The sequence below is a fragment of the Mycobacterium sp. IS-2888 genome, assembly GCF_001954215.1.
GTDB lineage: Bacteria > Actinomycetota > Actinomycetes > Mycobacteriales > Mycobacteriaceae > Mycobacterium.
Genome location: NZ_MBET01000040.1, coordinates 45,740 through 59,809 on the forward strand (window position 1 = coordinate 45,740; position 14,070 = coordinate 59,809).

The 14,070-nt window shown below is 68.9% G+C and carries 14 protein-coding genes; 7 read left to right on the forward strand and 7 right to left on the reverse strand.

The features are described 5' to 3' along the window. Positions 1-32: 32 nt before the first annotated feature. Complete coding sequence (locus A5745_RS06305) at positions 33-983, reverse strand: M56 family metallopeptidase (RefSeq protein WP_076058072.1); 951 nt, start codon at positions 981-983, stop codon at positions 33-35. Positions 984-997: 14 nt separating this feature from the next. Continuing rightward, positions 998-1,414 carry a BlaI/MecI/CopY family transcriptional regulator gene (locus A5745_RS06310; protein WP_076058070.1) on the reverse strand — a complete coding sequence of 139 codons (417 nt, stop codon included), beginning with the start codon at positions 1,412-1,414 and terminating at the stop codon, positions 998-1,000. 325 nt (positions 1,415-1,739) lie between these two features. Here A5745_RS06310 and A5745_RS06315 point away from each other — a divergent pair, with 325 nt between their 5' ends. Beyond that, a complete protein-coding gene (locus A5745_RS06315; protein WP_076115491.1) occupies positions 1,740-2,159 on the forward strand; it encodes a PaaI family thioesterase in 420 nt (139 codons plus the stop codon). Between the two features lie 39 nt (positions 2,160-2,198). Here the strand turns inward: A5745_RS06315 and A5745_RS06320 are convergent, their stop codons facing one another. From A5745_RS06320 to A5745_RS06330, 3 genes are all read right to left on the reverse strand, one after another. After that, positions 2,199-3,590, reverse strand: a complete 1,392-nt coding sequence (locus tag A5745_RS06320) for an NAD(P)/FAD-dependent oxidoreductase (RefSeq protein ID WP_076058066.1) — start codon at positions 3,588-3,590, stop codon at positions 2,199-2,201. 176 nt (positions 3,591-3,766) lie between these two features. Further along, complete coding sequence (locus A5745_RS06325; protein WP_076115492.1) at positions 3,767-4,684, reverse strand: LLM class F420-dependent oxidoreductase; 918 nt, start codon at positions 4,682-4,684, stop codon at positions 3,767-3,769. Positions 4,685-4,736: 52 nt separating this feature from the next. Then, positions 4,737-5,414, reverse strand: coding sequence for an SDR family oxidoreductase (locus A5745_RS06330; RefSeq protein WP_076058064.1), 678 nt, complete (start codon positions 5,412-5,414; stop codon positions 4,737-4,739). Positions 5,415-5,606: 192 nt separating this feature from the next. Here A5745_RS06330 and modA point away from each other — a divergent pair, with 192 nt between their 5' ends. From modA to A5745_RS06360, 6 genes are all read left to right on the forward strand, one after another. Continuing rightward, positions 5,607-6,386, forward strand: coding sequence for a molybdate ABC transporter substrate-binding protein (gene modA, locus A5745_RS06335; RefSeq protein WP_076115493.1), 780 nt, complete (start codon positions 5,607-5,609; stop codon positions 6,384-6,386). Positions 6,387-6,394: 8 nt separating this feature from the next. Continuing rightward, positions 6,395-7,201: an ABC transporter permease gene (locus A5745_RS06340; protein ID WP_076115494.1), complete on the forward strand. Its 807-nt coding sequence runs from the start codon at positions 6,395-6,397 to the stop codon at positions 7,199-7,201. A 6-nt stretch (positions 7,202-7,207) separates the two neighbouring features. Next, the gene (locus A5745_RS06345; protein WP_076115495.1) at positions 7,208-8,323 is read left to right on the forward strand and encodes a sulfate/molybdate ABC transporter ATP-binding protein; all 1,116 of its coding nucleotides are present in this window, start codon (positions 7,208-7,210) and stop codon (positions 8,321-8,323) included. Positions 8,324-8,442: 119 nt separating this feature from the next. Next, entirely contained in the window at positions 8,443-9,432 is a 990-nt protein-coding gene (locus A5745_RS06350; RefSeq protein WP_076058060.1) for an alanine and proline-rich secreted protein Apa, read from the forward strand. 81 nt (positions 9,433-9,513) lie between these two features. Beyond that, positions 9,514-9,813: a GlsB/YeaQ/YmgE family stress response membrane protein gene (locus tag A5745_RS06355; protein ID WP_076058058.1), complete on the forward strand. Its 300-nt coding sequence runs from the start codon at positions 9,514-9,516 to the stop codon at positions 9,811-9,813. A gap of 9 nt (positions 9,814-9,822) precedes the next feature. Continuing rightward, positions 9,823-10,827 carry a zinc-binding alcohol dehydrogenase family protein gene (locus A5745_RS06360; protein ID WP_076115496.1) on the forward strand — a complete coding sequence of 335 codons (1,005 nt, stop codon included), beginning with the start codon at positions 9,823-9,825 and terminating at the stop codon, positions 10,825-10,827. A 7-nt stretch (positions 10,828-10,834) separates the two neighbouring features. Here the strand turns inward: A5745_RS06360 and A5745_RS06365 are convergent, their stop codons facing one another. Both A5745_RS06365 and A5745_RS06370 read right to left on the reverse strand, forming a co-directional pair. Then, on the reverse strand, positions 10,835-11,596 hold the full coding sequence (locus A5745_RS06365) for a CPBP family intramembrane glutamic endopeptidase (RefSeq protein WP_076115497.1): 762 nt from the start codon (positions 11,594-11,596) through the stop codon (positions 10,835-10,837). Between the two features lie 35 nt (positions 11,597-11,631). Continuing rightward, the gene (locus A5745_RS06370) at positions 11,632-14,028 is read right to left on the reverse strand and encodes a phosphoketolase (RefSeq protein WP_076115498.1); all 2,397 of its coding nucleotides are present in this window, start codon (positions 14,026-14,028) and stop codon (positions 11,632-11,634) included. Positions 14,029-14,070: the final 42 nt, after the last annotated feature.

A 14,070-nucleotide genomic window follows, 5' to 3' on the forward strand; every position in this document is an offset into this window, starting at 1 on the left:
TGGTCCTCCAAGGGGTTTCGCTTCGCGGTGCGCTAGAGGTTGAACAGGCGCTGCAGCTCGGTGAGCCACGGCACGGCCAGCGCGACGGTGGGCACCACGAACACCGCCGCCGCGGCCAGGTATGCGGCCGCCGACAGCGCGAGGCTGTTCCCGCGCCCGGCGAGCCGGCGGACCCGCACCACCGTGCTGGGACCGCTCGCGGCCAGCGCCCCCGACGGCGCTAGGCCGGATGCGCAGGCGACCAGCGCGCGCGCCAGGGGAGTGCGCCCGGTGGCGCGCACCGCGGCGTCGTCGGCCAGGAGCTCGACGAGCAGTTGCACCGCCCGCAGCGCGTTGGCGCTGCGGACGAGCCGCGGGAAGGCGGCGTGCACCGCGGTGAAGGCTTCCAGGACGAGGTCGTGCCGCGCCCGCAGATGGGCCCGTTCGTGGGTGAGGATCGCGGCGACTTCGGTGTCGGCGAGCGTGTTCAGCGTTCCCTCGCTGACCACCACGCGGCTGCGCACGCCCGGCAGGCAGTAGGCGAGCGGCTGCGGCACGTCCAAGACGCGAAGGTCACGGGCCCACGCACACGTCTGGGCCAGCGCCGCATCGTGTCCCACGCCGACCAGGTCGACCACCATGCGGTGGTGCGCACGCCGTCGCCGGTTGGCGATGGCCACCCGCGCCATCGAGATCATCAACCGCACACCGACCAGCACGGTCAACGCGAAGACGGCGATGTATGCGGCCCACAGCGGCCAGCCGAGCCGGCCCTCGGCACCGATGACGCTGGCCGTGGGCCGCCCGTCGGGGCCGGGCATGAGCACCCGCGTGGCGATCGCGATGCCGGCGCTGAAAGCCGAGAGCACCGCGGCCAGGGCGATCGCCTGCCACAGCACCATCGCGGCCCGGGGAGCGCGCAGCGGCCACGTCGCGCGTGCCAACAATGCCGGCGCCGGGCCGACCAGCAGCACCGCGAGGAGGGTGAAGGCCGCCGCGGACACGCTGCTAGTCTCCCTTACTCCTCAGCGATAGCGCCAGCCGCTGGCGTTTTGCGTTGGCTTGCTTCCAATTCGGCGAGCGCCCGCCGCAGTGCGTCCGCCTCGTCGGCGCCGACGCGTTCGACGAAGTGCACCAGCGCGGCGTGTCTGTCGCCGGAGTCCTCAGCCTGGGCCAGGGCATCGACCATCAGCCCGGCGACCAGCTCGTCGCGGCCGTGTACGGGCGCGTACCGGTGCGCCCGGTCGTCGCGGATCTGCGAGACCAGATTCTTTTTGGCCAGCCGCTGCAGCACGGTCATGATCGTTGTGTAAGCGAGGTCGCGTCGTGCCGACAACGCTTCGTGGACCTGGCGAACGGTCTGGGGTTCTGCGGTGGACCACAGATGGTCCATGACGGCGCGTTCCAGATCCCCGAGCCGTGTCAGTTTGGCCATAGTTCGTCATCTCCTGAGCGTTGCACCAAGCGTACTCCTTGTTTACTACCGACTGTCGTATCGAAAGCTGGGCAATGTCTGTGACCACCTCCGGGCCCGCCGGCGCGATCCCGGATGCGACAACGCACCCTTGCAATATTAGGGCAGCCTTGCCTATGCTAATTCCGGTCGAGAGACAACGGACCGCGGCAGAGTCCTGAGGGCTGCAGTGACCCCGGGTCCAACTCGATCGGCGAGCCCCGTGCCTCAGCGCAGGGGGCTCGCCTGTTTTCCGGCGGTTGCCACCGCGGCCTCGCGTCCCGCGGTTTCCGCATGGTGTAGACACATGAGCGTGCCACCGCCGCCCGCGAGCCTCCCGCCGGATTTCACCGCCCCGTTCGACAGCGAAATAGGGCTGCAATTCACCGAACTCAGCCCCGACGGGGCCCGGGCACAACTCGAGGTCACGCCGAAGCTGCTGCAGCCGATGGGCCTGGTGCACGGCGGCGTGTACTGCTCGATGGTCGAGAGCATGGCCAGCGTCGCCGCCTACACCTGGCTCGCCACGCGCGGCGGCGGGAACGTCGTCGGTGTCAACAACAACACCGATTTCTTGCGGTCCATCGGCTCGGGGATGGTCTACGGCGCCGCAGAACCGATCCACCGCGGCCGGCGTCAGCAGCTGTGGCTGGTCACCATTACCGACTCGGAAGACCGGGTGGTCGCCCGGGGCCAGGTGCGGCTGCAAAACCTCATGGAGATGTAATCCCTTGCGCCACAACGGATTAGAGGTTACATAAGCGGGCTAGCTAGCCCTCCGCGCGGCCTCGGCCGGGCCGCGGGCCTCGGCGGCCAATTCGGCGAGCTGTTCGAGCCGCGTTCGCGCGAACGCCTGCTGGTCGGTGATCGTCAGCTGGCCGCGCCGCGTGCTCAGGAAGGTCACCGTCCACGACAACAGTGTGGTGATCTTCGTCTTGAACCCGATCAGGTACACCAGGTGCAGCACCAGCCAGATCAGCCACGCGATGAAACCACTGAACTCCAGCGGGCCGATCTTGGCCACCGCGGAGAACCGCGACACCGTCGCCATCGAGCCCTTGTCGAAGTATTGGAACGGCTCCCGCTCCGCCGGGTCGGCGCCGGCCAGCTCGGCCTTGATCGTGTTGGCGACGTACTTGGCGCCCTGGATGGCGCCCTGGGCCACCCCTGGCACGCCCTCGACGGCGGCCATATCGCCGACGACGAACACGTTCGGGTAGCCGGGGATGGACAGGTCGGGCAGCACCTTGACCCGTCCGGCGCGGTCCAGTTCCGCCGGCGACTGCTCGGCGAGGTCCCTGCCCAGGCGGCTGGCCTGCACGCCCGCGGACCAGACCTTGCAGGCTGACTCGATGCGCCGCACGGTGCCATCGGAGTCCTTGACGGTGATGCCGTTGCGGTCCACGTCGGTGACCATCGCGCCCAGCTGGATCTCGACGCCCATCTTCTCCAGTCGCGCGGCCGCACGCTCGCCCAGCTTTTCGCCCATCGGCGGCAACACCGCGGGGGCGGCGTCGAGCAGGATTACCCGCGCCCGGGTCGAGTCGATGTGCCGGAACGAGCCTCGCATGGTGTGTTGCGCCAATTCGGCGATCTGCCCGGCCATTTCGACGCCGGTGGGCCCGGCCCCGACGACGGTGAACGTCAGCAGCTTCCTGCGGCGCTCGGGATCGCTTGACCGCTCCGCCTGCTCGAACGCGCTGAGGATCCGGCCGCGCAATTCCAGCGCGTCGTCGATCGATTTCATGCCGGGCGCGAACTCGGCGAAGTGGTCGTTGCCGAAGTAGGACTGGCCGGCCCCGGCCGCCACGATCAGGCTGTCGTACGGGGTCTCGTAGGTGTGCCCCAGCAACTCCGACACGACGCACTGGTTGGCCAGGTCGATGTGGGTGACGTTGCCGAGCAGGACCTGGACGTTGCGCTGCTTGCGCAACACCACCCGGGTCGGTGGGGCGATTTCCCCCTCGGAAATGATCCCGGTGGCCACCTGGTACAGCAACGGCTGGAACAGGTGGTGGGTGGTGCGGGCGATGAGCTTGATGTCGACGTCGGCCCGCTTGAGCTTCTTTGCCGCGTTGAGTCCGCCGAAACCTGACCCGATGATGACGACGCGATGCCGACGCTTCGGTTCAGCTGTACCTTCTGGCTGCGGGCTCATGTATCCGTTGCTCCTGCCGGGGCTCCTTGATGCGCGAATTCAGTTAGCTACCACGCTAGTCAAGCCGCCACCCGGAAACCCAGATCGTAAGCCTGTGTAATGAACCACACCGGCGGTATTACCGCTGGTCGCCGAACGTGATCCGCGTCATGCCCCGCCGCTCGCGGCGGTCCCGGCTACAGGCCGACCAACGGCCGCAGCGCCTCGCCGGCCGCGGCGATGATGCCGGGTGTGTAGAAGGGCATGTTGATGATCACCCCGTCGACACCGGCATCCAAGATCTTGGTCTTGATTTGGTCGGCGACCGAGTCGGCGCTGCCGACGACCATGCGCTGGGTCATCTCCGCGGGGATCTGGTCGGTGTTGAAATTCTCGTCGACGACCGCCGTGGTGAGGGTGCTGGTTTCCAGCGTGGCCGGATCGCGGCCGATCTCCTCGCAGCGCTCCCGCACCACCCGCACCTTGGCCGGCAGCTCGTCGAACCCGGCGATGATGTTGAGGTGGTCGAAATGCCGAGCGGCGAGCGGGATTGTCTTCTTCTCGCCGCTGCCGCCGATCATCAGCGGAATGTGTTCGCGGAAGCGAGGATTGGCCATCGCTTGGTCGGTGTGATACCACTTGCCGGAAAAGGTCGGCCGTTCGCCCTTGATCATCGGCAGGATGATCTGCAGCGCCTCATCGAGCCGGTTGAACCGGTCGGTGAAGGTGCCGAATTCGAAGCCCAGCTGATCGTGCTCGAGTTCGAACCAGCCGGTGCCGATGCCCAGGATCGCCCGGCCCTGGCTCACCACGTCGAGCGTGGTGATGATTTTGGCCAGCAGCGTCGGATTGCGATACGTGTTACCGGTTACCAAGGTGCCCAGCTGCACCCGTTCGGTCGCGGTGGCAAGCGCACCCAGCGCGGTGTACGCCTCCAGCATCGGCTGGTCGGGGTCGCCCAGCATGGGCAGTTGGTAGAAGTGGTCCATCACGAAAACCGAGTCGAAACCAGCCGATTCGGCCTCGCGGGCCTGAGCCAGAACAGTGGGGAAGAGTTTGTCCACCCCGGTGCCGTAAGAGAAGTTGGGAATCTGCAGACCGAGTCGAATAGCCACGCGCTCTACCGTAGTGCGGCGCCGCGCGACGGGATACGGCTCTTATTCAGCCTCAGGCGAAACTGGCCAACGCCCCGTGGCTGACGTGCAGCGTCTGGCCGGTGATGTGGCGAGCCGCCGAGGTGGTGAGGAACAGCGCCAAGCGGGCGACCTCCGTCGCGACGGACGGCGGGGTGCGCGAAAGGCCGTCGTAGCCGGCCTGGACGCTGCGCCCGCTGGCCACCACATTGATGGTGATCCCGCGAGTGCCGAAGACCTCGGCCTGGCCGGCCGCCCAATTCGAAAGGGCCGCTTTGATTCCGGCGTCGACGCTGCCGGCGGGCGGGTTTTCCGCCACCACGCCGATGATGGAGCCACCGGAGCGCAGGTGATCGCCGACGGCCTGCACGGTCAGCACCGCCGAAAGCACCGTCGCGTCAAGCGCATTGCGCCACGCCCGGGCCGTGTCGGACATGGAATAGGTGCGCGGGTCGCCGCCGTCCCAGCCGGGAGCCGGCACGTGGACGATGGTGTCGAGGTGATGGGGGAACAGGCCACGCGCCTCTTCGAGGCTGGCCGGGTCGGTGGTGTCGCAGACGATCGCGTCCACGTCGAGCTCTTTGGCGGCGATTTCGAGGTCGCTGCGCCGCGCGCCCACGAGGGTCACCTTGTGACCGTCATCGCGGAAGCCCTCGGCCACTGTGCGCCCCAGCTCCGTGTCCCCGCCGGTGACCAGCACTTCCACAGCCATGACCTCCTCATGTTCAACGTTGAACCCCGACGTTGCGGCGTCGATCTCCGTCGATGTTACTGGACAGTAGCTATTCGGCGAAATTCCGGGCGGCGCGCCGCGCGAATCATTTGAATAACTATTCGGTCCGCACGTTTTTGCGACGATTTAGCCCCTAAGCGAACCGCATCCTCGGCGGGTTAGGGTTCATCCATGCGCAGGGTCCTGGCCTTCGGGCTATCCGCGATGCTGCTGACGGCCCTCGTGTCCTGCGGCTCGAAGCCGCCCTCGTCGTCACCGTCCGGGCCGTCGCAGGCCTCCGGATCGATCGTGGTGTTCGCGGCGGCCTCGCTGAAATCCGCGTTCACTCAGCTAGGCGAGCGGTTCAAGACCGACAACCCCGGCGGTGGCGTCGAGTTCGAGTTCGGGGGCTCCTCGGAGCTCGCGACCCAGCTGACCCAGGGCGCGACCGGCGACGTCTTCGCCTCCGCCGACACCGCCCAGATGGACGTTGTCACCAGGGCCGGGCTGCTGGCCGCCAACCCGACGAACTTCGCCGCCAACACGTTGGTGATCGTCACCGCGCCGGGCAATCCGAAAAACGTCGGGTCCTTCGCCGACCTCGCCAAACCCGGTCTCAGCGTGGTGATCTGCCAAAAGCCGGTGCCCTGCGGGTCGGCGACCCACCGCGTCGAAGACAGCACCCGGGTGCGCCTGAACCCGGTCAGTGAGGAGCTCAGCGTGACCGACGTCCTCAACAAGGTCACCAGCGGGCAGGCCGATGCGGGGCTGGTCTACGTCACCGATGCGCACAGCGCCGGAAACAAGGTGACGACGGTGCAGTTCCCCGAGGCCGCGAGCGCCGTCAACGTCTATCCGATCGGGGTGCTGAAGAAGGCGCCAAAGCCGGCCCTGGCGCAGAAATTCGTGACTTTGGTGACCTCCGGCGCGGGTCAGCAGATCCTGGCCCAGTCGGGCTTCGCCAAGCCCTGAGGGCGATCGTGCACCGGCCGACGAATCTGCCCCGCTGGGTATACATCCCCGCCGCCGCGGGGATCGTCTTCGTGGCGTTGCCGCTGCTGTCGATCGCGATAGAGGTCGACTGGCCGAATTTCTGGTCGCTGATCACCAGCCCTTCGTCGCGGACCGCGCTGCAGCTGAGCCTGAAGACCGCCGCCGCCAGCACGGCGTTGTGTGTGCTGCTCGGCGTGCCCACGGCGCTGGTGCTGGCCCGCGGCACCGGGCGGCTGGTGCGATTGCTGCGGCCGCTGATCCTGGTCCCGCTGGTGTTGCCGCCGGTGGTTGGTGGCATCGCGTTGCTGTACGCGTTCGGCAGGCTCGGGTTGGTCGGGCGGTACTTGGACGCCGCCGGCATCAGCATCGCGTTCAGCACCACCGCGGTGGTGCTGGCGCAGACCTTCGTCTCGCTGCCCTTTCTGGTGATCTCGCTCGAGGGCGCGGCGCGCACCGCGGGAGCCGACTACGAAGTGGTCGCGGCGACGCTGGGGGCTCGGCCCAGCACCGTGTGGTGGCGGGTGACGCTGCCGCTGCTACTGCCCGGCATGGCGTCGGGCGCGGTGCTGGCATTCGCCCGCTCGCTGGGGGAGTTCGGCGCGACGCTGACCTTCGCCGGTTCGCGGCAGGGGGTGACGCGCACCCTGCCGCTTGAGATTTACCTACAGCGGGTGAGCGACGCCAACGCGGCGGTGGCGTTGTCGATCCTGCTCGTGGTGGTGGCGTCGCTGGTGGTGCTCGGCCTGGGTGCCCGCCGGCTGACCGGGAACCCGATTGGGACTGGGGCGAGGTAGCCGGCGATGAGCGAGTTGCAGCTTCGCGCGGTAGTGGCCAATCGGCTACTGGGCGTGGAGTTTTCGGTGTCCGCGGGCGAGGTGCTCGCGGTGCTGGGGCCGAACGGCGCCGGCAAGTCGAGCGCTCTGCACGTCATCGCCGGGCTGCTGCGTCCCGACGAGGGCCTGGTGCGGTTGGGGGATCGGGTGTTGACCGACACGTCGGCCGGCGTGCACGTGGCGACCCACGATCGTCGCGTCGGGCTGCTGCTGCAGGACCCGTTGTTGTTCCCGCACATGAGCGTCGCCGCCAACGTCGGCTTCGGACCACACAGCCGTCGAAGGATTCTCATGTCGCATTCCGCGCGCGCCGGGCGCCGCGAGACGGCGCTGCGCTGGCTGCGCGAGGTGGATGCCGAGGGGCTCGCGGACCGGAAACCGCGGCAGCTGTCCGGCGGCCAGGCCCAGCGGGTGGCGATCGCCCGGGCGTTGGCGGCCGAGCCCGACGTGCTGCTGCTGGACGAGCCGCTCACGGGGCTGGACGTCGGCGCGGCCGCGTCCATCCGCGCGGTGCTGCGCAACGTGGTCACCCGCGGCGCCTGCGCCGTGGTCCTGATCACGCATGACCTACTCGACGTGCTGACCCTGGCCGATCGGGTGCTGGTGCTGGAGTCCGGGAACGTCGCCGAGCTCGGCCCGGTGGCCGAGGTGCTGGCCGCGCCGCGCAGCCATTTCGCGGCGCGCATTGCGGGGATCAATCTGGTCAACGGGACGATCGCAGAAGACGGAGCGCTGCGCGCTCGCTCCGGCGAGCGCTGGCACGGGATTCCCACCCAGGAACTCGGTGCGGGGCGGGACGCCATCGCGGTGTTCCCGCCGACGGCGGTGGCCGTCTACCGCGACCGGCCGCACGGCAGCCCGCGCAACTGCATCGAGCTGACGGTCGCGGAGCTCGGAGTCCGCGGTTCCGCGGTCTTGGTGCGCGCCGCGGAGCAGGCCGACGGCGCGCCGGGCCTGGCCGCGGAAATCACCGTCGACGCCGCGTCCGAGCTGCGGTTGGCGCCGGGCCAGCAGGTGTGGTTCTCGGTCAAGGCGCATGAAGTGGCGGTGTATCCCGCGGCGCAACGCCACGCTCACTCGTGACGGGCGGGCGAACTCCACGGATGCGAAACCGGTTGCACATCGGCAACATCGGGAGCACCGGATCGCATCGTCCGCAAGGCACCCTTGCGTCACAGCCGTAACACGGTAGGTTCGTCGCCATGGATCAGGTGGACCCGAACTCGACACGTCGCAAAGCACTGTGGGCGACGCTGGCGATCGCCACGGTGACCAGTGCCAGCGCCGTCACCATCGCGTTACCGGCGACGTCGCACGCCGATCCCGAGACCCCGACGCCGGTCCCGGCAACCACGACCGCGGCACCGCCGCCGGCGGGAGCTCCGGCGCCGAACGCGCAACCGGCGCCGAATGCGCAACCCGCGCCGGGCGATCCCAACGCCGTGCCGCCGCCGCCCGTCGACCCGAACGCCCCGCCGCCCCCCGACCCGAACGCCGGGCGCCTGGGCAATGCCGTCGGCGGATTCAGCTTCGTGCTGCCCCCCGGCTGGGTGGAGTCCGACGCGTCGCACCTCGACTACGGCTCGGAGTTGCTGAGCAAGACCATCGGCCAGCCGCCGGCGCCGAACCAGGCGCCACCGGTCGCCAACGACACCCGCATCGTGATGGGCCGGCTGGACCAAAAGCTTTACGCCAGCGCCGAACCCAACAACGCCAAGGCCGCCGTCCGGCTCGGCTCCGACATGGGTGAGTTCTTCATGCCGTATCCGGGCACGCGGATCAACCAGGCGACGGCGTCGCTGACCGGCGCCAACGGGCTCACCGGAAGCGCCTCGTACTACGAGGTGAAGTTCAGCGACCCGAGCAAGCCGAACGGCCAGATCTGGACGGGGGTCATCGGGTCAGCTACCGCGAGCCCGCCGCAGCGCTGGTTCGTCGTGTGGCTCGGCACCTCGAACGACCCGGTGGACACGAACGCGGCCACGGCGCTCGCCCAGTCGATCCAGCCCTGGACGGCCCCGCCGGCCGCTCCCGCGCCGGGAGCCCCCGCGCCGGGAGCCCCCGTCCCGGCACCCGGAGCACCTGCCCCGGCGCCGGCTCCAGGCGCGCCCGCGCCGGCCGCTCCGCCGGCCCAAGCGCCCGCGGGAGAGGCCACTCCCACGCCAGCGCCGCAGCAGACCGAATCCGCCTGAGTTCGTTAGGCAAACGGGGTATACCGGAACCACGACCCGGTACCTGCGCCGGGCTTTGCCAGTGAACGCAAGGAGACCCGGATGGACGTCATGGCAGCAACCGAATTTCTTGCCCGCTCAACAACCCTGACCAGCGTCGGCTGGATCGGCTACATCATCATCGGCGGAATCGCGGGGTGGATCGCCGGCAAGATCGTCAAAGGCGGCGGTTCCGGCATCCTGATGAACATCGTGATCGGCGTCATCGGCGCGTTGATCGGCGGATTCCTGCTGAGCTTCTTCGTCGACACCGCCGCCGGCGGCTGGTGGTTCACCTTGTTCACCGCGATTCTGGGCTCGGTGATCCTGCTGTGGATCGTCGGGATGATCCGAAGGACCTGACGCACGACAATGCACGCGTGGCGAGTGCGGCGGCCCGGCCCGATGGAAACCGGTCCGCTTGAGCAGGTCACCGCCGACGTGCCGCGGCCCGAGCCATCCGAGTTGCTGGTGGCCGTGCGCGCGTGCGGTGTGTGTCGCACGGACCTGCACGTCGCTGAGGGCGACCTTCCGGTGCACCGCGAGCGAGTGACGCCCGGCCACGAAGTGGTGGGGGAGGTCATAGAGGTCGGTGCCGCGGCGGCCGGTGACGGCTTCGAGGTGGGCGATCGGGTCGGCATTGCCTGGCTGCGCCACACCTGCGGCGTCTGCAAGTACTGCCGCCGGGGCGCCGAGAACCTGTGCCCGGAGTCGCGCTACACCGGCTGGGACGCCGACGGGGGATACGCCGAATTCGCCACGGTCCCTGCGGCTTTCGCACACCACCTGCCGAGCGGCTACAGCGACAGCGAGCTCGCACCGCTCTTGTGCGCCGGCATCATCGGATACCGCTCCCTGCTGCGCGCCGAGCTACCGCCGGGCGGCCGGCTGGGTATCTACGGCTTCGGCGGCAGCGCCCACATCACCGCGCAAGTCGCACTGGCCCAAGGGGCCGAGGTGCACGTGATGACCCGCGGAGCCGAGGCGCAGGAGCTGGCGCGCAAGCTCGGCGCCGCGTCGGCGCAAGGCGCGGCCGATCCGCCGCCGGTGCCGCTGGACGCCGCGATCCTGTTCGCCCCGGTCGGCGATCTGGTGCTGCCCGCGATGGAGGCGCTCGACCGGGGCGGGACGTTGTCGATCGCCGGGATTCACCTGTCTGACATTCCGAGCCTGAACTATCAACGCCATCTGTTTCAGGAGCGCGAAATCCGGTCGGTCACGTCGAATACCCGGGCCGACGCGCGGGCGTTCCTCGACTTCGCCGCCGGGCATCACATCGAGGTGACCACGCCGGAATACCCGCTCGCACAAGCGGATCGGGCGCTGGCCGATTTGGCCGGGGGACGCATCGCCGGCGCCGCCGTGCTGCTTGTGTGACGCGACGTCAGGTCGACAGGTGCCAGACGAGCGCGGCGGCCAGGGCGCCGAGCCCGTTCAGCGACCAATGCAGGGCGATCGGCGCGATCAGGCTGCCGCTGCGCCGGCGTAACCAGCTGAAGACGAATCCGGCTGTCGCGGTGGCCAATACGGCCAGCGTCACCCCGGCCAGCATCCCGACGAAACCGCCGCCGAACACCCGGGTGAAGCCGACGTTGCTGCTCGTCAGCCCGAGCGACGTGGCGACGTGCCACAGGCCGAATAGCAGGGAACCCGCCAGTGCGACCCCGCGAAATCCCCAGGCCCGGCTCAACGCGCCGTGCAGCACACCCCGGAAGGCCAACTCCTCGGGGATCACGGTTTGCAGCGGGATGATGACCATCGACGCGATCAGCGCGCCCGAGATCGTCGCGTAGTGATTGTTCATGAACATCGGCCGGGTCATCGGCAGCAGCACACCGACCGCGATGACCGACGCGACCACGCCCACGGCGGCCAGCGCATAGCCGAACCCGGACTTCCAGTGTTCGCGGCCCAGGCCGAGGTCGGCCCAGTCCAGGCCGTTGGCCCGCATCAGCAACGCCAGCCCTACCGCGGCGGCGGGGACGGTCGCGACGCTCGCCCAGGGCGTGGTGAAGTGCGCGATCAGGTTGGTGAGCACCAGCACCACGACCACCACGGCGATGTCGAGGTGGACCCGAAAGCGGTGCAGCGCCGAAAGCTGCGACACCACCGGATGGGTGTGGGCGGCCGTCGTCGCGTCGGGCATCGGGCAAGTTTACCCGCGGCTCGCGTCGGCCCGGCTCACTTCGACTGCGGCGCCTCCCAGGTCCAGCCGGCGATCGCCGGATCGTCCTCGCCGTGCTCGCGGGTGTAGCGGCGGGCGGCGATACGCGCGTCCTCCATCCGTTGACGAAGCACCGCGGCGCGATTGGCCAGCCCGTCCACGCGGTCGATGACATCCATGACCAGGTGGAAGCGGTCGAGGTCGTTGAGCATCACCATGTCGAACGGCGTCGTGGTGGTGCCCCGTTCTTTGAACCCGCGCACGTGGATGTGGTGGTGGTTGGTGCGGCGGTAACTGAGCCGATGGATCAGCCACGGGTAACCGTGGTAGGCGAAGATCACCGGCTTGTCGCGGGTGAACAGCGCGTCGAATTCGTTGTCCGGCAAGCCATGTGGGTGCTCGGAGTCAGGCAGCAGGCGCATCAGGTCGACGACGTTGACCACCCGCACGGCCAGGTCGGGCAGTTCGCGGCGCAGGACGTCGGCGGCGGCCAGGGTCTCCTGCGTCGGGATGTCCCCGGCGCAGGCGAGCACCACGTCGGGCTCGGCGGTGGCCGTGCTCGCCCACTGCCAGATCCCCAGCCCGCGGGTGCAGTGCGCGATCGCATCGTCCATCGAAAGGTAGCTCAGCGCCGGCTGCTTGCCGGCGACGATGACGTTGATGTAATCGCGGCTGCGCAGGCAGTGATCGGCGACCGAGAGCAGCGTGTTCGCATCCGGCGGCAGGTAAACCCGGACGATCTCGGCCCGCTTGTTGGCGACCAGGTCGATGAACCCGGGGTCCTGATGGGACGCGCCGTTGTGGTCCTGGCGCCACACGTGCGAGCTCAGCAGGTAATTCAACGACGCGATCGGCTGGCGCCACGGCAACTCGCGGCTGGTGGACAGCCACTTGGCGTGCTGGTTCAGCATCGAGTCGACGATGTGTACGAACGCCTCGTAGCAGTTGAACAGCCCGTGCCGGCCGGTCAGCAGATAGCCTTCCAGCCAGCCCTGGCACAGGTGCTCGGAGAGCACCTCCATCACGCGGCCGTCCGGCGCGAGGTTTTCGTCGTCGGGCCCGGTCTCCGAAAGCCAGACCTTGTCGGTGGATTCGTACACGGCGTCCAGCCGGTTCGACGCGGTCTCGTCGGGCCCCATCAGGCGGAAGCGGTCCCGGTTACGGGCGATGACGTCGCGCAGGAACGTGCCCAGCACCCGGGTCGCCTCGTGCATCGTCGACGCGGGTTGTTCGACCGCCACCGCATAGTCGCGGAAGTCCGGGAGGTCCAACTCGCGCAGCAGCAGCCCGCCGTTGGCGTGCGGGTTGGCGCTCATCCGGCGGTCACCACGCGGTGCGATCGCCCGCAGCTCGGTGTGCAGCGCGCCGCTCTCGCCGAACAACTCCTCGGGGCGGTAGCTGCGCAGCCACTCCTCGAGTTGCGCGCGGTGCTCGGGGTTTTCGTGGGTCGCGGCCAGCGGCACCTGGTGCGCCCGCCAGGTGCCCTCGACCCGCTTTCCGTCCACCTCCTTGGGTCCGGTCCAGCCTTTCGGCGTGCGCAGCACGATCATCGGCCACACCGGCCGGCCGGTTTGCTCGCCGCTGCGGGCCGCCCGCTGAATGGCCGCGATGTCGTCGAACGCGTCGTCGAGGGCGGCGGCCAGCTGCTGGTGCACCGACGCCGGGTCTTGATCTTCGTCACCGGCCACCGTGATCGGCCGGTATCCGCAACCGCGCAACAGGGATTCGAGCTCGGTCTGCGGGATTCGCGCCAGCACCGTCGGGTTGGCGATCTTGTACCCGTTGAGGTGCAGGATCGGCAGCACCGCGCCGTCGACGGCGGGGTTGAGGAATTTGTTCGAGTGCCAACTGGTCGCCAGCGGCCCGGTCTCGGCCTCGCCGTCGCCGATGACGCACGCGACCACCAGATCCGGGTTGTCGAACGCCGCGCCATAGGCGTGCACCAGGGCGTAGCCGAGTTCACCGCCCTCGTGGATCGACCCGGGGGTCTGGGCGGCGACGTGGCTGGGGATGCCGCCGGGGAAGGAGAACTGACGGAACAGCCGGCGCAGCCCGTCGGTGTCCTCTCCGATGCCGCTGTACACCTCGCTGTAAGTGCCCTCGAGGTAGGCGTTCGCCACCAGCCCGGGCCCACCGTGGCCGGGCCCGGTGACGTAGATGACGTTGGCGTCGCGGTTGCGGATGATCCGGTTCAGGTGGGCGTAGATGAGGTTGAGTCCCGGCGTGGTGCCCCAGTGACCCAACAGCCGCGGTTTCACGTGTTCGGCCGACAGCGGCTCGGTCAGCAGCGGGTTGTCCAGCAGATAGATCTGCCCGACCGACAGGTAGTTGGCGGCGCGCCAGTACTTGTCGATGAGGCCCAGTTCGTCGTCGGAGAGTTTCGTGGTCGAGGTCGTTGCGGTTTCTAGGCTCACCCGGCCGATTGTCCGCGCTTTCGATGAACGCCGCGCTGGGCG

Excerpts from the sequence above, each read along its gene's own strand:
- A5745_RS06355 (WP_076058058.1), top strand. The coding sequence starts at position 9,514 with ATGGACGTCATGGCAGCAACCGAATTTCTTGCCCGCTCAACAACCCTG.
- A5745_RS06320 (WP_076058066.1), bottom strand. The coding sequence starts at position 3,590 with ATGAGCCCGCAGCCAGAAGGTACAGCTGAACCGAAGCGTCGGCATCGC.
- A5745_RS06350 (WP_076058060.1), top strand. The coding sequence starts at position 8,443 with ATGGATCAGGTGGACCCGAACTCGACACGTCGCAAAGCACTGTGGGCG.
- A5745_RS06345 (WP_076115495.1), top strand. The coding sequence starts at position 7,208 with ATGAGCGAGTTGCAGCTTCGCGCGGTAGTGGCCAATCGGCTACTGGGC.
- modA (WP_076115493.1), top strand. The coding sequence starts at position 5,607 with ATGCGCAGGGTCCTGGCCTTCGGGCTATCCGCGATGCTGCTGACGGCC.
- A5745_RS06310 (WP_076058070.1), bottom strand. The coding sequence starts at position 1,414 with ATGGCCAAACTGACACGGCTCGGGGATCTGGAACGCGCCGTCATGGAC.
- A5745_RS06330 (WP_076058064.1), bottom strand. The coding sequence starts at position 5,414 with ATGGCTGTGGAAGTGCTGGTCACCGGCGGGGACACGGAGCTGGGGCGC.
- A5745_RS06365 (WP_076115497.1), bottom strand. The coding sequence starts at position 11,596 with ATGCCCGACGCGACGACGGCCGCCCACACCCATCCGGTGGTGTCGCAG.
- A5745_RS06315 (WP_076115491.1), top strand. The coding sequence starts at position 1,740 with ATGAGCGTGCCACCGCCGCCCGCGAGCCTCCCGCCGGATTTCACCGCC.
- A5745_RS06360 (WP_076115496.1), top strand. The coding sequence starts at position 9,823 with ATGCACGCGTGGCGAGTGCGGCGGCCCGGCCCGATGGAAACCGGTCCG.